Source organism: Polynucleobacter sp. MWH-Svant-W18, from assembly GCF_018687495.1.
In the GTDB taxonomy this organism is placed as follows: domain Bacteria; phylum Pseudomonadota; class Gammaproteobacteria; order Burkholderiales; family Burkholderiaceae; genus Polynucleobacter.
In genome coordinates this window covers 654,883-679,443 of sequence record NZ_CP061293.1, presented here as the reverse complement: position 1 = coordinate 679,443, position 24,561 = coordinate 654,883, and the positions used below count along the sequence as shown (strand labels likewise).

The 24,561-nt window shown below is 46.7% G+C and carries 19 protein-coding genes; 5 read left to right on the top strand and 14 right to left on the bottom strand.

All coding sequences use genetic code 11. From position 1 onward, the window contains the following. Window positions 1–2 precede the first annotated feature (2 nt). Window positions 3–890, bottom strand: a complete 888-nt coding sequence (locus C2757_RS03555) for a DMT family transporter (protein WP_215376226.1) — start codon at window positions 888–890, stop codon at window positions 3–5. Between the two features lie 207 nt (window positions 891–1,097). Here C2757_RS03555 and C2757_RS03550 point away from each other — a divergent pair, with 207 nt between their 5' ends. Then, on the top strand, window positions 1,098–1,652 hold the full coding sequence (locus C2757_RS03550) for a phasin family protein (RefSeq protein WP_215376224.1): 555 nt from the start codon (window positions 1,098–1,100) through the stop codon (window positions 1,650–1,652). 70 nt (window positions 1,653–1,722) lie between these two features. Here the strand turns inward: C2757_RS03550 and lpdA are convergent, their stop codons facing one another. Genes lpdA through aceE form a run of 3 tightly spaced genes read right to left on the bottom strand, consistent with a single transcriptional unit; the run spans window position 1,723 to window position 7,820 of the window. Continuing rightward, window positions 1,723–3,510, bottom strand: coding sequence for a dihydrolipoyl dehydrogenase (lpdA, locus tag C2757_RS03545; protein WP_215376221.1), 1,788 nt, complete (start codon window positions 3,508–3,510; stop codon window positions 1,723–1,725). A 9-nt stretch (window positions 3,511–3,519) separates the two neighbouring features. Beyond that, complete coding sequence (gene aceF, locus C2757_RS03540; RefSeq protein WP_215376218.1) at window positions 3,520–5,109, bottom strand: dihydrolipoyllysine-residue acetyltransferase; 1,590 nt, start codon at window positions 5,107–5,109, stop codon at window positions 3,520–3,522. A 14-nt stretch (window positions 5,110–5,123) separates the two neighbouring features. Next, window positions 5,124–7,820, bottom strand: coding sequence for a pyruvate dehydrogenase (acetyl-transferring), homodimeric type (gene aceE / locus C2757_RS03535; RefSeq protein WP_215376215.1), 2,697 nt, complete (start codon window positions 7,818–7,820; stop codon window positions 5,124–5,126). Window positions 7,821–8,025: 205 nt separating this feature from the next. On the opposite strand from aceE, the gene C2757_RS03530 reads away from it, so the two are divergent. The 4 genes from C2757_RS03530 to C2757_RS03515 are packed head-to-tail and all read left to right on the top strand — an operon-like array spanning window position 8,026 to window position 14,263. Beyond that, window positions 8,026–10,542 carry a PAS domain-containing sensor histidine kinase gene (locus C2757_RS03530; RefSeq protein WP_215376213.1) on the top strand — a complete coding sequence of 839 codons (2,517 nt, stop codon included), beginning with the start codon at window positions 8,026–8,028 and terminating at the stop codon, window positions 10,540–10,542. Between the two features lie 34 nt (window positions 10,543–10,576). Continuing rightward, window positions 10,577–11,221, top strand: a complete 645-nt coding sequence (locus C2757_RS03525) for a response regulator transcription factor (RefSeq protein ID WP_215376210.1) — start codon at window positions 10,577–10,579, stop codon at window positions 11,219–11,221. Window positions 11,222–11,240: 19 nt separating this feature from the next. Continuing rightward, on the top strand, window positions 11,241–12,095 hold the full coding sequence (folD, locus tag C2757_RS03520) for a bifunctional methylenetetrahydrofolate dehydrogenase/methenyltetrahydrofolate cyclohydrolase FolD (RefSeq protein ID WP_215376207.1): 855 nt from the start codon (window positions 11,241–11,243) through the stop codon (window positions 12,093–12,095). A 29-nt stretch (window positions 12,096–12,124) separates the two neighbouring features. Continuing rightward, the gene (locus tag C2757_RS03515) at window positions 12,125–14,263 is read left to right on the top strand and encodes a M3 family metallopeptidase (RefSeq protein WP_215376204.1); all 2,139 of its coding nucleotides are present in this window, start codon (window positions 12,125–12,127) and stop codon (window positions 14,261–14,263) included. Window positions 14,264–14,278: 15 nt separating this feature from the next. Here the strand turns inward: C2757_RS03515 and C2757_RS03510 are convergent, their stop codons facing one another. The 10 genes from C2757_RS03510 to C2757_RS03465 all read right to left on the bottom strand — a co-directional run bounded on the left by C2757_RS03510 (window position 14,279) and on the right by C2757_RS03465 (window position 24,556). Beyond that, a complete protein-coding gene (locus C2757_RS03510) occupies window positions 14,279–14,884 on the bottom strand; it encodes a glutathione S-transferase (protein ID WP_256438137.1) in 606 nt (201 codons plus the stop codon). Window positions 14,885–14,912: 28 nt separating this feature from the next. Further along, on the bottom strand, window positions 14,913–15,761 hold the full coding sequence (xth, locus tag C2757_RS03505; RefSeq protein ID WP_215376202.1) for an exodeoxyribonuclease III: 849 nt from the start codon (window positions 15,759–15,761) through the stop codon (window positions 14,913–14,915). Continuing rightward, entirely contained in the window at window positions 15,754–17,205 is a 1,452-nt protein-coding gene (ntrC, locus tag C2757_RS03500) for a nitrogen regulation protein NR(I) (protein ID WP_215376199.1), read from the bottom strand. The genes xth and ntrC overlap by 8 nt, the downstream gene beginning before the upstream one ends. Beyond that, window positions 17,202–18,323, bottom strand: coding sequence for a nitrogen regulation protein NR(II) (gene glnL / locus C2757_RS03495; RefSeq protein ID WP_371817039.1), 1,122 nt, complete (start codon window positions 18,321–18,323; stop codon window positions 17,202–17,204). Before glnL ends, ntrC begins: the two co-directional genes overlap by 4 nt. 26 nt (window positions 18,324–18,349) lie before the next feature. After that, window positions 18,350–19,765, bottom strand: coding sequence for a type I glutamate--ammonia ligase (gene glnA / locus C2757_RS03490; RefSeq protein ID WP_215376196.1), 1,416 nt, complete (start codon window positions 19,763–19,765; stop codon window positions 18,350–18,352). Between the two features lie 216 nt (window positions 19,766–19,981). Further along, window positions 19,982–20,845, bottom strand: a complete 864-nt coding sequence (locus C2757_RS03485; RefSeq protein ID WP_255539782.1) for a molybdopterin-binding protein — start codon at window positions 20,843–20,845, stop codon at window positions 19,982–19,984. Further along, entirely contained in the window at window positions 20,838–21,707 is an 870-nt protein-coding gene (locus C2757_RS03480; RefSeq protein WP_215376194.1) for an EI24 domain-containing protein, read from the bottom strand. Before C2757_RS03480 ends, C2757_RS03485 begins: the two co-directional genes overlap by 8 nt. Before the next feature lie 53 nt (window positions 21,708–21,760). Next, window positions 21,761–22,732, bottom strand: coding sequence for a sterol desaturase family protein (locus C2757_RS03475; RefSeq protein WP_215376191.1), 972 nt, complete (start codon window positions 22,730–22,732; stop codon window positions 21,761–21,763). A 24-nt stretch (window positions 22,733–22,756) separates the two neighbouring features. After that, window positions 22,757–23,536: a polysaccharide deacetylase family protein gene (locus C2757_RS03470; RefSeq protein WP_215376188.1), complete on the bottom strand. Its 780-nt coding sequence runs from the start codon at window positions 23,534–23,536 to the stop codon at window positions 22,757–22,759. Between the two features lie 9 nt (window positions 23,537–23,545). Further along, entirely contained in the window at window positions 23,546–24,556 is a 1,011-nt protein-coding gene (locus tag C2757_RS03465; protein WP_215376185.1) for a cytochrome D1 domain-containing protein, read from the bottom strand. Window positions 24,557–24,561: the final 5 nt, after the last annotated feature.

Sequence of the window (24,561 nt, the reverse complement as noted above, 5' to 3'; positions counted from 1 at the left end):
TTCTATTCTGCAATCGTAGCTACCGTATTGGTTTGACGGGCATTAACCAGAACCACCCCAGTCATCGTTAAGCCCAGACCGACAGCCATCATGGCGGTAAATGGCTCATCAAATAGGAACCAAGCCATCAATGCCGTGGTTGGTGGTGTGAGATACAGCAAGCTGGTGACTTTGGTAGCCGCCCCCTTACGAATCATCATAAATAACAAACTAATCGATCCAATGGATAGCGGAAAGATAGCCCAAAGCAAAGCACCAATGACCGAAGCATTCCAGACCATCACGCCAGACTCAAAGAAATACATGCAAAGAAAACAGAGGACGGCTGATACGCCAAACTGAATGGACGAGCCTGCTCGCAGATCAAACACTGGGCAATACTTTTTCTGATACAGGGTGCCAAAAGTAATTGAGAGTAAGGCAATGACGGCCAATACATAACTAGCAAATGGAATATGGGCAAAGCCAATTTTTTCCATCACTACCAAAGCCACACCCGCAAAGCCAAACCCCAAGCCTATCCATTGGCGTGGAGTCACTTTTTCTGAAACCCATGCCGCAAACCACGCTGTCAAGATCGGTTGTAGACCAACAATAATGGCCACTAAGCCAGCAGTCATTCCGAGTCGTACTGCAAACCAAACCCCGAGTAAATAACCAAACTGCAACAAGATGCCAGCAACCGCAATATGCTTCATTTGCGACCAACTCGGCCAAGTGATTCGCCAAATCAGACTGAGTGCTGCCATGGCAGCTAGAACGCCTGCAAAACGCCAAAACAAAAATGTGGCTGGCTCAACATATGGCATCGCCAACCGTGCGATGACAAATCCCGTACTCCAAATCAGCACAAAAAACGGTGCAATAGCATTATCTAAACTAAGCTTCATGAATCTCTTGCTGAAAATTGGGGGGATTGAACTGAATCATTGATTTTAGGCTCTTTTGTTATGGTGACTCTGTTACTCACTAAGGCGAAGTCATGATTCTTTATGCTGCGACGCAATATTAATGATGTAAAATTCCTCCAAACCCTATACAGTCAGACATAGACCTCAAGCGAAAATTGAACGCAAATCCAAATGAAAGGGATTGAAATGAACTTAACACCAGAACAAATCGCAGCAGCGCAAAAAGCCAATTTAGAAACCTTGAGTGGTTTGACCAATCAAGCGCTCCAGAGTATTGAGAAACTCGTTGAACTCAATATGCATATTGCCAAACAAAGTTTGAGCGACAGCATGACTAGCGCAAGAAAAGCTTTAGAAGTTAAAGATATCCAGCAGCTCTTAGCCCATCAAGCTGAAGCAGTGCAGCCTATGGCAGAGAAAATTATGGCTTATAGCCGCCACTTGTACGAGTTGGCTCATGAGACTCAAAACAACTTCACTAAGTCTGCTGAAAAAGAATTTCAAGCAGGTCAAGAAAAAATCAATGCATTGGTAGAAGAGTGGACGAAGAATGCCCCCGCCGGTTCCGATGCAGCGGTGCAGGCAATGAAGCAAGCAATTGCTTCTGCAAACAATGTGTTTGAAACTAGCCAGAAAGCAGTGAAGCACGCGGTTGAGGTAGCACAAACAAATCTCAGCACGGCTACTGACACTGTGATGAAAGCTGCAGATACCGCAACGAAAGCTGCAAAAAAGAAATAATTTACCTGATCTCCTGTAATGCAAAAGCCCCGATTACTCGGGGCTTTTTCTTTTGAACTGGCTCAGCTATTTAGGACTTCTTCTTCACTGGTGGTAAATCTGTACAGTGCCCATGCGCTGCTTCAGCTGCCAGACCCACAGACTCACCTAGCGTGGGATGTGGATGAATAGTTTTGCCAATATCTACCGCATCAGCACCCATCTCGATGGCTAAGCAGACTTCACCTATCAGATCACCTGCGTGGGTTCCGACAATACCGCCACCAATAATGCGATGGGTGGCTGCATCAAATATCAATTTGGTGAAACCTTCATCACGACCATTTGCAATTGCACGACCACTTGCAGCCCATGGGAAGAGCCCCTTCTCGTAGGCAATGCCTTGAGCTTTACACTGCTCCTCAGTTAAACCAGCCCAAGCTACCTCAGGGTCTGTATAGGCAACGGATGGGATTTGCTTGGCATCAAAGTAAGACTTTTCACCCGCTGCAGCTTCAGCAGCGACATGACCTTCATGCACTGCTTTGTGTGCCAACATGGGTTGACCAACAATATCCCCAATAGCAAAGATATTTTGCACATTGGTGCGCATTTGTTTATCCACTGAAATGAAGCCCCGCTCGTCCACCTGAACACCGGCCTTGCCCGCATCAATCTTCTTACCATTTGGAGTCCGACCTACCGCCACCAATACCAAATCATATGTTTGTGGTTCTGCTGGGGCATTCTCGCCTTCAAAAGTCACTTGAATGCCATCCGATTTCACTTCCGCTTTAGCAGCGCGCGTCTTCAGCATGACTTTTTCAAAGCGTCCGGCATTAAACTTCTCCCAGACTTTTTCTAGGTCGCGATCAGCACCAGCCATCAGACCATCCATCATCTCTGCAATATCAATGCGTGAACCAAGCGTGCTGTACACGGTTGCCATCTCTAAACCAATAATGCCACCGCCAATCACGAGCATGCGCTTCGGAATACTCTTGAGTAATAAAGCGCCAGTACTATCCACAATTCGGGGATCTTCTGGCAAGAATGGCAATTTCACAGGCTGACTGCCTGCAGCAATAATGGCCTTCTGAAAGCGCACTACTTCTTTTTGGCCAGTCAGGTCTTGACCAGTGCCATTGGTTAATTCCACTTCAACGTGATGAGCGTCTAAAAATCGTCCTAAGCCACGCACGGTTTTGACCTTACGGGCTTTTGCCATACCAGCCAATCCACCGGTCAATTTAGCAATCACAGAATCTTTATAGCCACGCAGTTGATCAATCTCGATCTTGGGTTCACCAAAAGTGATGCCATGCTTAGACATGGTTTTGACTTCATCCATCACCGCAGTGGTATGCAGCAAAGCTTTTGAGGGAATACAGCCAACGTTCAAGCACACGCCACCCAAGGTAGCGTAACGCTCTACTAAAACAGTATTCATACCCAAATCAGCACTTCTAAATGCCGTGCTATAGCCACCAGGGCCCGCACCGAGTACCAATACTTCACATTCATGATCCACTTTGCCACTGTATTGACCAGCAACGGGGGCTGGGGCTGGAGCCGCAGCAGGAGTAGATGAAGTGGCAGCTGGTGCAGCCACAGCAGCAGGCTTAGCTACAGGGGCAGCAGCACTTGCCTCAATCTCAGCAATCACTGTGCCTTTACTAACCTTGTCACCCAACTTTACTGAAATGCTAGTGACGGTTCCCGCAGCGTCAGCTGGAACTTCCATCGTCGCCTTATCAGATTCGAGCACTAACAGTGGCTGCTCTTTTTCAACTACATCACCAACTTTAACCAGCACTTCAATTACTGGAACATCAGAATAATCGCCAATATCAGGCACGAGGATCATTTGCTTAGCCATAAATTCTCCTTACAGCGAAGCACGACGGAAGTCGGCTAAAAGTTGTGCAATATACACATTGAAGCGAGTTGCTAATGCGCCATCAATCACGCGATGATCAGCAGAGAGTGATAATGGGCAAATCAGACGTGGCACAAATTGCTTACCATCCCAAACGGGTTTCATGGCAGCTTTGCTAACGCCCAGAATAGCGACTTCAGGAGCATTCACAATTGGAGAGAAGTAAGTTCCTCCAATGCCACCTAAAGAGGAGATCGTAAAGCTCGCGCCCTGCATCTGATCAGGCTTTAACTTACCATCACGGGCAAGCGCAGCCAGCTCAGAAGTCTCTTTAGCCAACTCAAAGATACCTTTTTTATCTGCGTCTTTAATTACCGGCACAACCAATCCCGTTGGCGTGTCTGCAGCAAAGCCGATATTGAAATATTTTTTGAGAATTAGATCATCGCCATCGAGCGAGCTATTGAACTCGGGATATTTCTTCAAAGCAGCAACTGCAGCCTTCATTAAGAATGCGAGCATCGTAATCTTGACACCCTTCTTTTCATTCTCTTTATTGGTAAGCACACGGAATGCCTCCAAATCAGTAATGTCTGCATCCTCGTGATAAGTTACCGCAGGAATCATCACCCAATTGCGGCCAAGGTTCGCTGCAGTAAGCTTCTTAATTCGATTTAAGGGTTGACGCTCAATTTCACCAAACTTTGTGAAATCCACTTTTGGCCATGGGATCAAATTGAGACCGCCCAAGCTGCCACCACTGGATGCTGAGGCACTGGTAGCGCCACCACTCATTGCGGCTTTCACAAAAGCTTGTACATCTTCCTGAGTAATGCGCCCCTTAGGGCCAGATCCCTTAACCTGAGTAATGGTCACGCCCAACTCACGCGCAAATTTACGTACGGATGGACTTGCATGACTTAACGCAGCATCCACCGCTGGGGCTACATTGCTCACCGGAGGCGGTGCTGGAGCACGAACAATTGGAGGCTCAACTGCCTTAGTGGGTGCAGGTGCTGTAGTTGCAGCTGGTGCACTTACAGGGGCAGCAGCTGAAGATCCACCTTCCAGAATCAAGACCACTGATCCCTCAGATAGGTTGTCGCCGACTTTCACTTTGACTTCCTTAACAACGCCGGAGTGTGTTGAAGGAACATCCATAGTGGCTTTATCAGACTCCAGTACAACGATAGATTGCTCTTTCTCAATCTTGTCGCCGGCCTTCACCAACACTTCAATCACGGGTACATCTTTATAGTCACCAATATCGGGGACTTTGATCTCCATAGGTGTACCACCAGAACTTGCAGGGCTTGCAACTGGAGCAGGGGCTGCTTGAGCTGGAGTAGCCGCTGTAGCGCCCTCTTCCAAAGTGATCACAACAGATCCTTCAGAGAGGCTGTCACCCACTTTGACCTTCACTTCTTTCACAAGCCCAGAGTGGGATGAGGGAACATCCATCGTTGCTTTATCAGACTCCAGTACAACGATAGATTGCTCTTTCTCAATCTTGTCGCCGGCCTTCACCAACACTTCAATAACAGGCACATCTTTATAGTCACCAATATCGGGGACTTTGATTTCGATTATTTGACTCATGAATTGATCTCGTTTTAAACCGTCATTGGGTTTGGTTTAGTAGTGTCGATGCCATACTTCTTGATCGCTTCAGCCAGTTTTTGACGATCCATCTGGCCTGCATCCACCAAAGATCTCAAGGCAGTCACAACCACCCAGCGACGATCCACTTCGAAGAAGTCACGGAGTTTTTCACGGGTATCAGAACGACCAAAGCCATCCGTACCCAATACTTCGTAGCGGCGACCTAGGTGCTGAATTGCTGGACGAATTTGCTCAGCAAACAAACGGACGTAGTCGGTTGCAGCAATCACAGGGCCAGAAGTATCTTTGAGGCACTTTTCCACATGGGACAAAGCTGGCGCCGCAGTTGGGTTGAGCAAGTTGGAGCGGTGTACTGCATTCCAATTGCGACCCAACTCAGTAAAACTTGGGCAACCCCATAAATCCGATGCTACACCCCAATCTTTTTGCAATAACTCAGCAGCCTCAATCACTTCACGGAAGATGGTGCCAGAACCAAGGAGCTGAACGCGCAACTTCGCTTTATCGTCACCAACTGACTTGAGCTTGTACATTCCTTTAATGATGTCTTTTTCAGCACCTTTAGGCATCGCTGGATGTGCATAGTTCTCATTCATCAATGTGACGTAGTAATAAACGTCCTCCTGCACTTCCAACATACGACGCATACCATCCTGAATCACTACTGCTAATTCAAACGAGAAAGTTGGGTCGTAGCTGATGCAGTTTGGCACTGCGCCACTCCAAAGATGACTGTGACCATCTTCGTGTTGCAAGCCTTCGCCGTTTAAGGTGGTTCTACCCGCAGTACCGCCTAACAAGAAGCCGCGGCTACGCATATCACCAGCCGCCCAGGCTAAGTCGCCGATACGCTGAAAACCAAACATCGAGTAGAAGATATAGAAAGGCAACATGGGCACGCCATGTGTAGAGTAAGAAGTTGCAGCGGCGATCCAATCGCACATACCACCCGCTTCGTTAATACCCTCTTGCAAGATCTGACCAGTCTTATCCTCTTTATAGAACATCAATTGATCGTGATCTTCTGGGGTGTAAAGCTGGCCTAATTGGTTCCAAATGCCGAGTTGGCGGAACATGCCTTCCATACCAAAGGTACGGGACTCATCTGGAACAATCGGCACTACACGCTTACCAATGGTTTTATCTCGCACCACAGTATTGAGCATGCGGACAAAAGCCATCGTAGTGGAGATCTCGCGACCCTCAGTAGTTGCTTCCAACAATGGTGCAAATGCATCTAATGCTGGTACAGGCAAACTCTCTGCCTTGGTTCGACGCTGCGGCAAGTAACCGCCTAACTCTTGGCGGCGCGCCTTCATGTACTCCAATTCAGGGCTGCCTTCAGCAAAGCTAACTAAAGGCATCTCATCAAGGTCTTCGTCTTTAACGGGAATTTCAAAACGATCGCGGAATCGGCGAACGTCGTCGTCGTTCATCTTCTTCGCTTGGTGCGCAATATTCATTGCCTCACCGGAGCCACCCATACCGTAACCTTTAATGGTGTGAGCCAAAATAACGGTAGGTTGATTTTTGTGATTTACCGCTGCATGAAAGGCTGCATAGACTTTATGCGGATCATGACCACCACGATTAAGTTGCCAAATTTCATCATCACTCCAATCACTTACTAAAGCTTTGAGCTCTGGCGTATTGAAAACGGTCTCACGGACATAGGCACCATTCTTTGATTTCATAGTTTGGTACTGACCGTCAACGATCTCGCCCAAACGTTGCATCAAGATACCCTTTTTATCACGCGCAAATAAGGCATCCCAATGGCCGCCCCACACCACCTTGATGACATTCCAACCAGCGCCACGGAACTCACTCTCAAGCTCTTGAATAATGCTGCCGTTACCGCGTACTGGACCATCCAAACGCTGCAAATTACAGTTAATCACAAAGATGAGGTTGTCTAGCTTTTCACGGCCGGCCATACCAATAGCGCCCAAGGATTCAGGTTCATCGGTTTCGCCATCGCCCAAGAATGCCCAGACCTTGCGACCTTCATTCTTAATAAAGCCACGGTCTTGCAAGTAACGCATGAAACGCGCTTGATAAATAGCCATGATCGGACCAAGGCCCATCGATACCGTAGGGAACTGCCAGAAGTCCGGCATTAACCAAGGGTGTGGATAGCTTGAAATCCCTTTGCCACCAACCTCTTGGCGGAAGTGATTTAACTGATCGGCTGATAAACGGCCCAACATATAAGCACGTGCGTAAACGCCTGGTGCAGAGTGGCCCTGAACAAAAATTAGGTCGCCACCATGTTCTGGTGATGGGGCATGCCAGAAGTGATTAAATCCAACGTCATATAAAGTTGCTGCTGACTGGAAAGAAGAGATGTGTCCGCCTACGTTTGTATCTTTATTGGCACGCAAGACCATTGCCATTGCATTCCACCGAGTGTAGGAACGAATGCGGTGCTCAATATTTTGATCACCAGGTAACCGAGCTTGGTTCTCAACTGGGATCGTATTGATGTAAGGAGTTTCTGCATGGAAAGGTTGGACGACACCATTGACCCGTGCATGAGAAATTTGCTGGTCTATTAAGTAAGCCGCTCTGTCAGCGCCTTCGTTATGAATGACACCATCTAAGGCCTGCAACCATTCTTGGGTTTCTCCAGGGTCTACATCCTGAGAATTTTGCTTACCTAATATCTGCTCTGGAACTGCAGCCATAACTTGTCTCCAATAAGTACTTCACTTGTATGTAGCAACTTTATAGACAACATTCTAGGAAGGTATATGGGTGTAAACAAGCAATTTCCCACATAATGATAATATTTCTCATAATGTGGTAATTTATTGCAGCGCAAATAAGATGCTGATTTAATGGGGAAAAATGGCTTTCTAAGCACGTAATCAGGCAAAATGACCCTCATTCATGAAATTTACGGCTTTGATTAGCATTCTCTTTAGTCCATTTAAATGGCTCCGAAAAATCCGGGGATTTAGGCTCGTTTACACCCCCCTGATTGCCATCGTGCTCTTTACCGTAGTCATGGGCATCATTCTGGGCACTTTGCACTTACAAGAAAAGAATCAACAAGAAGCCGCCCTATTTCGTGAACTGTCGTTTGCTAAGCAACGCATCCAATTGCGCTTTGCCAATAATCTAGAAGCGTTCACCAGTATTAATCGCGAACTGGCTGCTACCGAAGATCAAGTCAAGCTGAACAAAATTGCTTTTGAGCAAGCAGAGGCGCTTGCACTAAGCAACCATGAAATCATCAAAATCATTTCACTGAATCAAAATCTGCAGAATCAATGGATGGCCCCACAAGGCAGCAAGAATAGTAATTGGATTGGCAATACACAAAATGGCCAAGCTAGCACTAGCGCACTAAACAGTACGGTTGAATTAAGCAAAATTACTGGCAGAGCTGCATTTAGTAAATTCATGAGCTTGGATATTCCTAGTCAGGACCCATTGGCAAAAGAGAGCAGCATCGTGTTCTGGCAAGTAGTGCCCAATATCGTGGGCGGTGAGGCTATTGGATACCTAGCTGTGCTCTACTCCACCCAAGGAGTGTTGGATATTATTCCATCCGATCTAAAAGCCCACTACCGCTTTACCTTGCTGGCAGATGATGAACGCATTTTGTCTATTTCCTCTGATCGCGGGACACCTAAAAGATCTTTTAGCAACCAAACGAGTTTGGATATTGGAGTACTGAGTCCAAACCTGACCTTACGAATTGATACCTATCCTCCGCCAACAAATTTAACCTTTCGAATGTTGATTGGCGTGCTGTTGGGGTTGAGTTCCTTCGTGATTTGGAGTTTGTGGTCAGTCTTAAAACAGATGCAAGTTCGTCAAGAGGCGGAAGCCAGTTTGCGTAAAGAGACGAGCTTTCGAAATGCGATGGAAAACTCTACACCAGTTGGTATACGTGCGCATGATATGGATAAACGTATTACCTATGTCAATCGCGCATTCTGCGAAATGACTGGCTGGAACCCTGAAGAGCTCATTGGACTGAAGCCCCCTTTCCCCTTCTGGCCAGACGCTCGACGTGAAGAGTTGTCCGAGAAGATGAATCGGGCCTTGAACTCTGAAGTTGTCTCCAAAAAGGGTATTGAGGGAGCTATTTTGCGGCGCAATGGCACACTCATTGAAACCCGTACCTTCATTGCACCTTTAATTAATGAAAAAGGCAAACAAACCGGCTGGGTTACTTCTTTAATCGATATCTCTGAGCCCAAAAGGATTCGCGAAGAGTTAGCGGCCTCACAAGATCGCTTCACCACAGTTCTCGAGGGTCTAGATGCAGCGGTATCCGTAGTGGATCTAGAAACCAATGAACTTTTGTTTGCGAATCGCTTCTACCGAGAAAATTTTGGCAATGACTCTGAAGGGCATTTTAAATTAGCAGGCGATATCAATACCATTAAAACGCTGCATGATATCGCTGAAGATATGCACGAATCTGCGCCATCTATTCCCGCCTCTTTTTTATATCAAGAATCTGAGTCAGAGGAAATTCAGCTCAGCGAAGATGGCAACCACTGGTATGAGGTGCGTCGACGCGTGATCCCATGGGTAGATGGTGAGCTCGCTCAGTTGCAGATTGCTACCGACATCACCATCCGCAAAGAAGCTGAAGAGTTAGCGCGTCAACAAGAAGAACGGATGCAATTTACGAGTCGTCTCACCACAATGGGTGAAATGGCTTCTTCCCTTGCCCATGAATTGAATCAGCCACTCTCTGCAATTTCAAATTACTGCATGGGTGTCGCCAAGCGTTTAGATGGCAATATTGATCCTAATTTAAATAAAGAAGTTTTGCCAGCGCTAGAGAAAGCCTCAGAACAGGCTCATCGTGCAGGTACCATCATTCAACGCATTAGAGGATTTGTAAAGCGTAGTGAATCGCAACGCAAAACATCCTCAATAGCTGACATCATCAACGACGCAGTGGGCTTAGTAGAAATTGAAGCCAATCGTCATCGCTTAAGCATTGAATCAAATATTGCTGCAAATTTACGTGAAGTTAGCCTTGATCCTGTTCTGATATTGCAAGTATTAGTGAACCTGCTCAAAAATGGCTTGGATAGTATGCGGGAGGCCTACCCCCTGTCCTCGCGCTGGTCAGCCCCACCCGTCAAGATTAGCGCTGACTTGGACACCAATATTTTTCCGGCCATGCTCAGAATTCGGGTAACTGATTCTGGGGGTGGCATCGCCGAATCGGTGATTGAACGCATGTTTGAGCCGTTTTTCAGTACCAAAACCGATGGGATGGGCATGGGGCTGAATATTTGCCGCTCCATCATTGAATCCCACCACGGACGCCTCTGGGCATCCAATATTATGGATTCTGAACACACCAAGCTGGTCGGCTGCACCTTTACAATACTTCTACCCATAGAATCTTCGGATTCCATTGGAAATGCATAATTTTCGTAGTCTGAATCACCACGCGAGACCCAAAATGAACTTAGCCACTGCCAAACCCAACCAAGCCGAAGTTGTATATGTTGTTGATGATGATGAGGCTGTCCGCGATTCTCTTACCTGGCTTCTAGAAAGCAATGGCTACGTCGTTCGTTGTCACGCAAGCGCAGAACGTTTCTTACAGTCTCTACAAAGCACCGATAAGTCCACCATCTCTTGCGCCATCTTGGATGTGCGTATGCCAGGAATGTCTGGCCTTGAATTACAAGAGCGTTTGATTAGTGAAAATCTACCAATGCCTGTAGCCTTTATTACTGGTCACGGTGATGTCTCTATGGCAGTGTCCACTATGAAACGTGGTGCAGTCGATTTCATTGAAAAGCCTTTTAAAGAAAATGATCTCTGTGGTTTAGTCGATCGCATGCTTGCAAAAGCCAGAGTGGACTACTCACAAGCAAGTCAACGCAAAATTACGCAGAGCCTGCTGAGCAAATTGACTGGTCGTGAACGCCAAGTTTTGGAGCGCATCGTAGCCGGTCGTCTGAATAAGCAAATTGCCGATGACTTAGGCATCTCCATTAAGACTGTTGAGGCGCACCGTGCCAACATCATGGAAAAATTGAACGTCAATACCGTAGCGGACCTGCTCCGCTTAGCCTTATCCGATCCCCAGCCTAACTAATCAGAATATCTCGACCGCAATGCCTGCCCAACTACTAGACGGTAACGCACTCTCTAAAAAAATCCGCACTGAGATCGCAGCTCGAGGGGCTATTGTGACGGCGAAGGGTGTTCGACCTGGATTAGCAGTCATCGTCGTTGGTGACAATCCTGCTAGCCAAGTATATGTGCGCAATAAGGTCAAAGCCTGTGAAGAAGTCGGCTTTCATTCGGTGTTAGAGCGTTACTCTGCAGAGCTTGGTGAAGAAGAATTGCTCGCTCGTATTGCTACCCTGAATGCGGATCCCTCAATTCATGGCATCTTGGTACAGCTCCCCCTACCTGAACACATTGCAGCTGAGCGTGTCTTGGAGGCGATTGCCCCTCATAAAGACGTGGACGGCTTTCACGTTGCCAATGCAGGTGCCTTAATGGTTGGCCAACCAGAATTTAAACCTTGCACACCCTATGGTTGCATGAAGATTCTGGAGAGTATTGATTATCCGATTCGTGGCGCGCGGGCTGTCATTGTTGGTGCCTCTAATATTGTGGGCAAGCCAATGGCTATGTTGCTTTTGCAAGCAGGTGCCACTGTGACAATTTGTAACAGTAAGACCCGTGACCTCGCTCACCACACTAAAGATGCAGACATTCTGGTAGTAGCTACCGGAAAACCGAGAATGGTTTCAGGCGATATGGTGAAAACTGGTGCAGTTGTCATTGATGTGGGTATCAATCGTCTTCCGGACGGCAAGCTTTGTGGTGATGTCGATTTTGATACTGCTAAATACATAGCCGGCTGGATTACCCCCGTTCCTGGTGGCGTTGGTCCAATGACAATCACTATGCTGCTCATGAATACCTTGGAAGCTGCCGAAAAGGCAGCTAAGCCTTAGATTGGCTGAGATCCATTAAGCTAGAGGGTATGACAAATACCTTCTTTCCTAGCTTACCCCCTGCCTTACAAAATAATCCCCTGCTGACCTTTGGTCGAGGCATCGCTGCTTATTCAGATGTCAAGCCTGAGCACATTGCACCAGCAATCCGCTTTTTGCTCAAGCATGCACAAGAATCGGTGGATGCTGCAACCAATTCTCACATTCCGGCTACTTGGGATCAGTTAGCCGAACCCTTAGAGGATGCAACGGAAGCATTGGGCAGATCATGGGGTGTGATATCCCATCTCAATAGTGTTGCCGATACCCCAGAGCTGCGGACTGCCTATGGAGAGATACTCCCGGAGGTTACAGCATTCATGTCCAGTCTTGGACAAAATCTGGCGCTCTATCAGAAGTTTAAGGAACTGAAGAACAGTCCTGAATATGCGCAGCTCAGCCGCGCGCAACAGAAAGTGATTGAAAACTCCTTGCGAGAGTTTCGTCTTGGTGGTGCAGAATTAAATGATGCTGATAAATTGCGCTTCTCCGAAATTCAGGATCAACAAGCAGCCTTGGGTAAAGCGTTTTCAGATCATGTTTTAGACGCAACTGATGGTTTCGTCCATCTCATTACAAACAGAGCAGACCTGGCTGGTCTTCCAGAAGATACTATCGCTGCCGCTGCACATACTGCAGAGCAGAAAGGTTTGAAAGGTTGGGCATTTACCCTCCACTTCCCCTCTTACTATCCCGTGATGCAGTACTCAGAGAACCGCGACTTACGTCGCCTCATGTATGAAGCCTATGTCACACGCGCATCCGAGTTAGCCCCCCAATATGCCAAGGGTGATCTGGCTTGGGATAACACGGCTAACATGCTCGAGCAACTCAGACTGCGGGATGAAGAGGCACGCATGTTGGGCTTTGCGAATTATGCGGCTCTGAGCTTAGCGCCTAAGATGGCAAGCAGTGTTGATGAAGTGGATCTCTTTTTAACCAACTTTGCCAATAAAGCAAAACCATTTGCCCAGCAAGATTGGCAAGAACTTTGTGAGTATGCAAAAACAGAGTTGGGACTCGCCAGTGAATCGAGCAATGGCCTTGAGCCATGGGATGTTCCTTTTGCTGCAGAACGCTTGAAGCATGCTCGTTATTCTTTTTCTGAAAACGAGCTTAAGCAATACTTTCCACTTCCCAGGGTATTGGATGGTTTATTCCAAGTGATTCAGACGCTCTTTGGCGTGAAGATTGAGGCTGCTGACTTGCCTACTTGGCATGCAGATGTGCAGTCCTTTGTTGTAAAAGATCTAGCAGGAAAGATTCAGGCCTATTTTTATTTAGATCCCTATGCTCGCCCCGGGAAACGTGGCGGTGCCTGGATGGATGATGCTCGTGGTCGCAGAGAACTTGCCAACGGTGAAATCCAAGTTCCGGTTGCTTACCTAGTTTGCAACTTTGCTGCGCCAGTCAAAGTCGATGGGATATTGCGTCAACCCACTATTACCCATGATGATGTGATTACCCTCTTCCATGAAAGTGGTCATGGACTGCATCACCTACTTACCCAAGTAGGCGCATTAGGCGTTTCCGGAATTAATGGCGTGGAATGGGATGCAGTTGAACTGCCAAGTCAGTTTATGGAAAACTTCTGCTGGGAATGGGAAGTGTTAGAAAAAATGACTGCACATGCAGAAACAGGAAAGCCGTTACCGCGTGAACTCTTTGAGAAAATGATTGCTGCTAAGAATTTTCAGAATGGTTTTGCAACCCTACGTCAAATTGTGATGTCCTTAACCGATTGGCGCTTGCACTCTCGCTTTGATGCTCAGGATGCTAAAGGCCATGCCGTACTTGATGTTTCACGTCAAATTGCTGATGAATACAACATCATTACGCAACCAGAAATCTCTCGTTGGATCAATTCCTTTAGCCATATCTTTGCTGGTGGTTATGCAGCGGGTTATTACAGCTACAAATGGGCAGAGGTGCTCTCAGCTGATGCTTACTCCGCCTTTGAGGAAGCTGCAAAACTCACTGGTAGCGTGCTCGATACCGAAACAGGAACTCGTTACCGAGAAGAGATTTTGGAAGTGGGTGGCAGTCGTCCTGCGGCCGAATCTTTCAAGGCCTTCCGTGGCAGAGAGCCCAGTATTGATGCTCTACTTCGACATGGTGGCTTAGCGTAGGCTGTCTTGTACTGACTAATCCACCCAAGTGGGATACTTCTCCATTACAGAATTGAATAATGGTGATTGAATCAGTTGCTCTAACCATTTTTGAGTAGCCGGCAATGGCAACTGTGTAAATCTTTCCGGATGAACGGCGGCAAACTGCCTGATGAATGGAAAGATAGCAATATCTACCCAAGACACTTTGTTGCCCAATAGATATTGATTTGCCTGTAGCGCAGTTTCGATGGGTTTTAACATCATCTCCATTGCTGCAATTAAAACTTCTTCTGGATTGAGCTCTGGGTAGCGATTGGGATACTTGTATTGATCTAACAGCAACTTGAATTGGCCATCATTCTTCTCGATCCAACTTTCAGCAATCTGCTCATCGACACTCTTCCAGCCATCGGGGTCTGATTTGTCCAGTGCCCAGCGCATAATATCCAAGCTTTGATCGATGACTTGACCATCAACACACAGCACTGGAACAGTTCCCTTGGGCGATGCTAGTAGCATCGATTTGGGTTTATCCCTTAAAGCAATCTCTCGATGCTCGAACGCAATGCCAGCGTATTGAAGAGCCATCCTCGCCCTCATAGCATAAGGGCATCTTCGGTAGGAGTACAAAATTGGCATCATAGATGCACTAGTCACTGAAATGCGCTTAGATTTTTTTAATAGTTGCTATCACCGGAGCATGGTCTGAAGGCTGCTCCCAAGTTCTAGGCTCTTTATCTACGATGCTAGCACTGCACTTTTCTTTGAGTTGTTCACTCAGCAAAATGTGATCAATACGCATCCCAGCATTGCGTCTAAAACCCATCATGCGATAGTCCCACCAGCTATAGGTCTTGGGTGCTTGTGCAAACATTCTGAATGAATCATGCAGCCCCAGATTTAATAACTCTTGGAATGCATTTCTTTCAGGTGGTGAAACTAAGTTCTGCCCCTCCCAAGCTTTGGGATCATGAACATCTTCATCGGTTGGTGCAATATTGAAGTCGCCCAGCAAAGCCAAGCGCTGGCTCTGCTCTAATTCGGATGTTAACCAGCTTTGTAACCTATTTAACCAGTCTAGCTTGTAAGCAAACTTATCGCTATCGGGTGATTGTCCATTCGGAAAATATGCGGAGACTAGTCGAATGGGTTGGGTTCCTGAAAATGGAATGGTCGCAGCCAAAATGCGCTGCTGTTCATCAGAGCTACCAGGGATATTCCGAATGGGTTTTAAAAAAGTGGTTTGCACATCCGAGGCAATAGCTGCCAAGGCAGCTTTGCGCACAATGATTGCTACACCGTTATAAGTCTTTTGCCCTGCTGCCAAGCTGAGATAGCCAGCAGCCTCAAGCTCTTGATGTGGGTACTTATCATCCGTGAGCTTGAGCTCTTGTAAGCACAAGGCATCAATGGCTTGCTTTTGTTGCTCCTGATCTTGCAACCAGCGAAGTACCTGTGGAAGGCGAACTTTTAAAGAATTTACATTCCACGCAGCAATGCGGATTGAATCAGTCATCGATCCCCAGTTCCTGCAATTTACGAGTAATGGTATTGCGGCCGATACCTAGGCGTTGTGCTGCCTCCACTCTACGGCCACGGGTTACCTCTAACGCTGCTTGCAATACTGCTTTCTCAAAGCGGGCACATAGGGCGTCATAGACCTCAGTATCACCATCCTGCAACATCTTCACGGCCAAACGTCCAAGACCATTCTCCCAATCGCCAGTAGCTACTTTTGCAATAGCCGGATTTGAACTAGAAGACTCGCCCTGCAAGATAACAGGCTGCTCACCAGCTTCCGCCATGATGTCAGCAGGTAAATCAGTAACGCCAATCACATTGGCAGGTGTCATCACGGTAAGCCAATGGCATAGATTCTCTAATTGACGTACGTTTCCTGGAAATGGCATTGCAGCAATTTCTTTCAGGACTTCATCTGAAAGCTTCTTGGGCTCTACGCCTAAGGATTTTGCGCAAGCGAGCATGAAATGTCTCGCCAACATCGGAATATCCTCACTGCGTTCGCGCAATGAAGGCATTCTTAAACGAATGACATTCAAACGATGCAATAAATCTTCGCGGAAGAAGCCTGCTGCTACACGAGCATCCAGGTTCTGATGGGTAGAGGCAATCACACGAACGTTTACCTTGATAGGATCTTGACCGCCGATGCGATAAAAATGGCCATCGGACAACACACGCAATAATCGTGTTTGTAAATCAAATGGCAGATCACCAATTTCACCTAAGAAGAGTGTGCCGCCATCGGCTTGCTCAAAACGTCCACGACGTAATGTCTGCGCACCTGGGAAAGCACCACGTTCATGGCCAAATAACTCTGACTCCAATAGATCTTTTGGAACAGCGGAAGTGCTGAGCGATACAAATGGGCCTTTTGCCTTAGGGCTATGCTTATGCAGAGCATGTGCAACAAGCTCCTTACCCGTACCAGATTCACCAGTAATCAGAACTGTGGCATGCGACTGCGCTAAACGACCAATGGCACGGAAGATTTCTTGCATGGCGGGTGCTTGACCGATGATCTCGGTTGCCTCTTGCCGCCAGCCCGTCAAATCTTTAGTGCCTGCCTCATTTCGAGTACTTTGCTCTACCGCACGAAGAATTAACTCCACTGCTTTTTCAATATCAAAAGGCTTGGTGAGGTATTCAAATGCACCACCTTGAAAGGAGGACACCGCAGAATCCAGATCAGAGTATGCCGTCATGATAATCACTGGTAAATTTGGATGACTGGCTTTGACATGCTGCAATAAATCCAAACCATTGCCGCGCGGCATACGGATATCCGAAATCAATACCTGAGGAGATTCCTTCTCTAAAGCGTTGAGCACATCATTGGGGTTTGAAAAGCTCTTATGCGGAATATTTTCACGTGCCAAGGCTTTTTCTAAGACCCAACGAATGGATTGATCATCGTCAACGATCCAAATTGGTTTCATGATGCTTTCTCCTGACTGCGATATGGAATTTGAATATGAAAATCAGTACGTCCAGGGCGACTGTCACAAGCAATAAAGCCCCGGTGTTGTTGAACAAAGGTTTGTGCGAGGGTAAGGCCCAGGCCACTACCCCCTTCTCGTCCAGATACTAGTGGGAAAAAAATACGCTCAATAATTTCTTTCGGAATACCGGGACCGTTATCAATTACGTGCAAATCCATGGCCAACTTATAACGGTGCTTAGCAATCGTGACTGAACGAGCCACCCGCGTATTGAGTTCAATCTGCGCAACACCCGCTTTAATCTCATCTGAAAGCGCTTGTGCTGCGTTATGCACAATATTCAGTACAGCTTGAATGAGTTGTTCACGATCACCAAGAATGTCTGGAAGACTGGTGTCGTAATTGCGGATGATCTTTAAACCCTTGGGAAACTCTGCCAATACTAGGCTGCGGACGCGCTCAAGCGCTTCATGCACATTAAATGCTTCTATCACGTGCGCTTTACGATGTGGCGCCAAAAGACGATCAACTAAGGTCTGTAAACGATCTGACTCTTTGATAATGACTTGGGTGTACTCACGTAAACCCTTTTCCGGTAACTCAAACTCTAAGAGCTGAGCCGCACCCCGAATACCGCCCAAAGGATTTTTAATCTCATGCGCCAGATTGCGCATTAACTGTTTGTTGGCTTCTACCTGCTGTGTAACACGCTCATCACGCTCACTTCTCAATTGCTGGTCGATCGGAAACCATTCCATCATGATGAGCTCGGGATCCTCGAGCGCTGCAATGACTACATGTGCTGGGGTTGATTCTTGATGAATACTACTGGGTAGGGAATGCAAAACCATTTCTTGACGTTGTGCCGAGACATGACCTGCTCTCACCTCAGCAATCATGTCACTCAAAGCACTGTTATCCCCAAATAAAGCGTGCACAGACTGACCCTCAAGTGATTTGCGCGAGAGGTCCAGTGCAGATTCCGCAGCTGGGTTCACGTAAACCAATTGTTGGCTCTGAGCCTCAAATACCAGGATGGCATTGGGCATCTGATCAAGCAATGTCGGAAAAAAAGGAGCAGCCGTGGCTGCTCCCTTGAACGAATTGCGCAACAGACCTGCGCTCAAGTTCTCTCCTTCGCTTACAGGGAGTAGTACATATCAAATTCGATTGGATGAGTAGTCATACGGAAACGTGTGACATCATCCATCTTCAAATTGATGTACGCATCAATCATGGACTCTGTAAATACTCCACCACGAGTCAAGAACTCATGATCTTTCTGCAAGGCATCCAATGCTTCTTCCAAGCTTGCGCAAACGGTTGGAATCTTTGCATCTTCTTCTGGTGGCAAGTCATACAAATTCTTGTCAGCAGCTTCACCTGGATGAATCTTGTTCTGTACGCCGTCCAAACCAGCCATCAACAAGGCAGAGAATGCCAAGTATGGGTTAGCCAATGGATCTGGGAAACGGGTTTCGATACGACGACCCTTAGGACTAGAAACGTGTGGAATACGGATAGAGGCAGAACGGTTACGTGCTGAGTAAGCCAATTTCACTGGAGCCTCAAAGCCTGGAACCAAACGCTTGTAAGAGTTTGTACCTGGGTTGGTAATTGCGTTCAATGCCTTAGCGTGCTTAATGATGCCGCCAATGTAGTAGAGAGCAAACTCTGACAAACCAGCGTAACCATTACCAGCAAACAAGTTCTCACCGTTTTTCCAAACAGATTGGTGAACGTGCATACCAGAACCGTTATCACCCACTACTGGTTTAGGCATAAAGGTTGCTGTCTTGCCGTAAGCATGAGCAACGTTTTGAATCACGTATTTCTGCCAGATAGTCCAGTCAGCGCGCTGTACCAATGTGCTGAACTTTGTACCCAATTCGTTTTGGCCTTGGCCAGCAACTTCATGGTGATGTACTTCAACTGGAATACCCAATGATTCGAGAATCAAACACATTTCAGAACGCATGTCTTGGAATGTATCTACTGGAGCCACTGGGAAGTAACCGCCTTTTTTACCTGGACGGTGACCGGTGTTACCGCCTTCAACTTCAAGACCTGATGACCATGGCGCTTCTTCAGAATCAATCTTCACGAAGCAACCTTGCATGTCGGCACCCCAACGAACGCCGTCAAAAATAAAGAACTCTGGCTCTGGACCAAAGTAAGCAGCATCACCTAAACCAGTGCTCTTCAAATACGCTTCGGCGCGTTTTGCAATAGAGCGTGGGTCGCGGTCGTAACCTTTGCCATCGGATGGCTCGATCACATCACAAGTCAACACTAAGGTTGGCTCTTCATAGAATGGGTCAATGTAAGCAGCTGTTGGATCTGGTTTGAGCAACATATCAGATGCTTCAATCCCTTTCCAACCAGCAATGGATGAGCCGTCAAATGCATGACCATCTTCAAACTTGCTTTCGTCAAACGCGGAGATCGGTACAGAAACATGCTGCTCTTTACCTTTTGTATCCACAAAGCGGAAATCAACGAAAGTACATTCTTTCTCTTTAACTAACTTCATCACATCAGCGACGGTCTTCGTCATGCAAATCTCCTCTATTAACTAAACTCGGAATTCAAACTCAAGGCATACACCCTTGTTTATTCCAGGCACCAAACATGCCTATTGGATGTATGTAATTTACTGAAGCAAACAAATGGGAACATTCATTATTGCACTAATTAAGTGCTCATTTACGGGTTTGACACCCTGAAAATACCCTTATAGCACTAATTTGGTGCAATAAGGGTATATGACTGACTAGCTAATATCGTGGATCTCGTATCCCAGTTCTTGGGTGCCGGTTCGAAGAGCAAGCCAAGCGCTCTCGAGGAGGTTTGCGTTGCCTTTGATGCCCAATTCAATATGACGCTGAGCGTATACGCCACCTTTACTAGGGTCGCCTACTGAGGGCAGGCTAAAGACCTTCACCCCAGGGAAGTTTTCTTGGATGCGCTCCATTAAGGGGGTCAAAGTCGACTCAATACCCTTGGGCACGATGAAACTCTGCTCCGCCCAATTCTCCTGATGGAAGAGGCTTTTGTAATGATTATCCAAACACCAGGCCATCATGGGGCCAGCCATCACCGGAAAGCCAGGAACAAAGTGATGCTCCGAAATCCGAAAGCCCGGTATTTGGTTATAGGGATTGGGAATGATTTCACTACCGATCGGGAACTCGCCCATTTTGAAACGCTGCTGATTCTCAGGAGTATTGAGATCAGATTTAATCGGGTCCCCTTCTGCCATCGACTGAATGCGCCCCGCAATGAGTTCTTGCGCTGTGGGATGCAACTCTAATTTAGTGCCCAATGCTAATGCCGCGCATTGGCGAGTGTAATCGTCTGGTGTTGCTCCAATACCGCCAGTACTAAACACGACATCGCCACTAGCGAAACTGTCTTTCAGTGTGGCTGTAATTTGCTCTGGATCATCTGGCACATACTTGGCCCAAGAAAGACTTAGACCACGTTCATTGAGTAAGTCAATCAAGCTAGCCATATGCTTATCTTGACGACGGCCAGAGAGAATCTCATCGCCAATCACAATCAAACCAAAACGGCGTGCAGTCTCTGCCTCGTTGGCGGGGTTATCGATTTCAACTTTTTTAAGTGCATCAACCATGGTAAGGAAGTTCCGTCTCAACTACACGCGTGGGCACCGTTAAGGCTTGATCCAATTCATCCTGTCGTAACTCTTTGAGAGCATCCAATAAGAAATGGCTAAACCATAAAGCTGCAAATACAAAGATCAAAGAATAAATCCATAAAGCGACAAAACTCACGATCGGGAACAATACTAAAGCCAATGCAGAAGTTGCCCAGAAGAAAGTTGGCACAGCACCCAACATGCCAGAAACAATACCCATTGTGAGTAAAGGCCAGCGGTATTTTTCTAGTAGTTGATCGCGCTCTTGAGTACTGGCATGTTTGGCCAATACATCGTAGGACATTAAGCGCATCGTTAACCATCCCCACAACAATGGTGGTAGCACTGCGACTAGTGGAGGCACCCACCAAACGGGTAAGGTCAACATCACTAAGGCTAAACAAATCAAGGCAGACCATAAGCTGTAGACCAGGCTTCCAAAGAAGCTGCCACCATGTTTGGATTCTAGATCTTGATAGTGGGATTGACGCACGACAATCTTTACTACCGTTGGCACAGTTGAAAACGCAACAAATACCAATAAGCTAATTGTGATCAAGGGAATAATCAGCATCACAAAAAATAAAGGAGCGATAAATGCTCGAGCATTTTCAAAGCCGGCCCAAATTAAGCCTTCTTGTATCCAGCTCGTAAACATGGAGGTGGTTAAGAAAATACTCAAAGCTTCTAAGGCGGGAGTCCAGGTCAACCAGATGAGGCAACCCCATAGCACCGAGACGATCAAAAATGGTCGCAGGCTTAGCCATAGCATTCTTGGATGCATTGTTCCCACCAAGGCCAAACCAAAGGATCTAAAGACTTGCGGCAATCCAACCATTCATACTCCTCTTGCACTTCACCTGAGAACTTCATCTCAGTGAGTGCCTATATTTACTTTGGTAATAACTCTTTTACTGCGTGGACGAGACCTTGCCACTGCTGAGTCAAAATATTTTGCGATACAGCTAAGTTTCTGACTCCTGTAGGATAGACCTCCTTCGGAAAGATCGCCGTACTAAAAAGCATGTCCCACCACGGAAACAGAATGCCGAAGTTACAACCTCCAAGCACACCCGGTTTGCCCTTGGCCTCATGACCATAGCCCACGGCATGATGCATGCGATGGTACAGCGGGGATATCAATACATAACGCCCTACACCGAGGTGCAATTTGATATTGGCATGCTGCCAACTCTGAATAAATTGGCTTAGCGCGACCAGCATAATAAATTGACCTGGAGGCACCCCGAATATCAAGGCAATTAAAGATAAGAAGACCGCACGCATGATGTCATCAAGTAAGTGGTTGCGATTATCAGACCAAGCAGTCATCACAGTTTGGCTGTGATGCAAAGCATGTAGCTGCCACCACCAATTAAAGGCATGTGAGGCGCGATGATAGAGGTAGTCAAAGAAATCGAGCAAGACGAGATAAATCAGAAAACTGACTACTGGAATAGAGGTGATGCTAGGCCACCAGTTTTCGACATTCAAGCGATCAAAGCGGAAGTCATGCAAGATTGAATCGATTTGAAAAAAGAATCCTGATAAAGCAATAAACATCAAGCCATGAAAGATTCCCAAGCGATGGAACAGGGTATAAAAAACATCGGCCCTGCTGCTTTTAGAAAAACGCTCTTGTTTCTCAGCAGGGGCAAAATGTTCCCAGGTTCTCAGTACAAGCACAATCAAGAAAACCTGTACGCAGCCAAACAAGAACCAATCAATGCCATCAAAAACATCTTCAGCCCAAGACATCAAATCAAACTGATACAGCAAGGGTCCAACTACATTAGAAAAAATGAATTCCTGAACGCTGCCGTAAGCATCAGAGATTAAGGAGGTTATCGAAATAAAGTCCATGCCCTATTTTGACTGATCTCTAGTTTATTTGTGTGAGGGTAGACTTGACTTGGGTAATAAGCCAAAGCAAAAGCCGCGCCCTTTGAGATTCACAATCAGTTGCTCCAGTACGGCAGGTGCCCAAGGATCTTTTCTAGACCAGATACCTAAGTGAGCCATCGTGATATCGCCATCCTTCAGATCACGACTCGCCTTCTCTAGAAGCAAACTATTGGGATGCTTATCTGAGTTGAGCTCATCCCCTAAAAAGCCAGCTGCTGCCCAGCCAATATGCTGATAGCCGCACATATCCCCCATCCGAATGAGGGTTGGTGAAGTTTTGCCACCTGGTGCTCGCCAGATTTTTTGGATAGGCTGCCCGGTTAGCTCAATAAAACGAAGATCTACCCGACGAATCTCTTTGCACATGGCAGCCTCGTTATACAAAATAGTCTCGCCCGCTTTGGGGCCAAATTGAGGCTTCTCAAAGACTTGCCCCTTGGGCCCATCTTTCACAAAATACACATGATCGTAGGTATGGCTACCAAAATGATGACCTTCCTTAAGACGCTCTTGCCAAAATGCTTTCCAAGAATCATCTAGGGAGAAGTCGCCACGAAAGGTTTTTTCATTTGCTAAAAAGAAAGTGGCTTTGACATCTTGGCGCTTGAGAATCTCTGCCACCTTTTCAGCAACAGACATATTGCCAGTGTCAAATGTGAGGTAAACCGTTTTATTGCAACTGCTTGTTTGTGCGGCACTGCTCAATGCAAAACAGCCGAATACGAATGCGGCTGTTAAACGAATGAGGGCTTTGCACTTCATGATGAAGATTTATTCCCAGGAGGCTCTGGGGTAGAAAAATACGCCATGCGGCGATTTCCCAACGGGAATCACGGTGAGTAATTTCATCGTAGGGATATCAATCACTCCAACCTTTTTGGAAAAGCGAAAGGTCACCCACAAGGTTTTTCCATCCGGCGTAATTTCCATATCATCTGGACCAGAGGGCAAGCCGGTAATATCACCCACCTTCTCTAAGGTATGCATATTAATCAGACTGATAGTTGATGCAATACGATTACTGACGAATACATGCTTTTTATCGCCAAGTGGCCGGAAATTATGAGCACCCTTACCAGTTGGGATGCGCTTCACTTCCTTGCGGGTCTTCCAATCAATGACTTGAACATAGTCTTCACCTGTTATGCCAATCAATAAGTACTGGTCACCAGGTGTCATCCATAAGCCTGCAGGAACTTTGCCCGTGGGAATTACCCAAAGTACTTTTTGAGTTTCTAAATCAATCGCTGCAAGTTCGCTCGAGTCTTGCAGTGTGATAAATGCAATTTTGCTATCTGAAGTGAATGCAATATGACTTGGGGTCTTGCCTAGTTTCACTGAACTGGCTAATTTCAGATCAGCACTATTGGCAGCATAGATGTCGACACGATCCAAACGATTGCCGTTTGCCACAAACCATTTGTGATTAGGTGAATACCCAATTTGGTATGGATCAATGATGTTTGGGATTTTTCCGGTCAACTCACCGGTAGTTGGATTCATTAAAACAACATCATTGCCTGCAGCATTGGCAATCAACAATGTTTTTTGATCTGGGGTCATCATCAAATGATGTGGCTCTTTACCAACTGGAACGGTTTTAATCACTTGCCGAGTGGGCATATCAATCAGACTCACCGAGGCAGCACCAGAGTTCAAAATAATGGCAATCTTGGGCTCGGCTACAGAAGTGCTAGTTTGTGCAAAAACCCCGTTTACGGAGAGTAAAGCCAGTAAGGCTGTAATTCTGTGAAATCTACTAATCGTGATAAATGTGTGCATCCCTC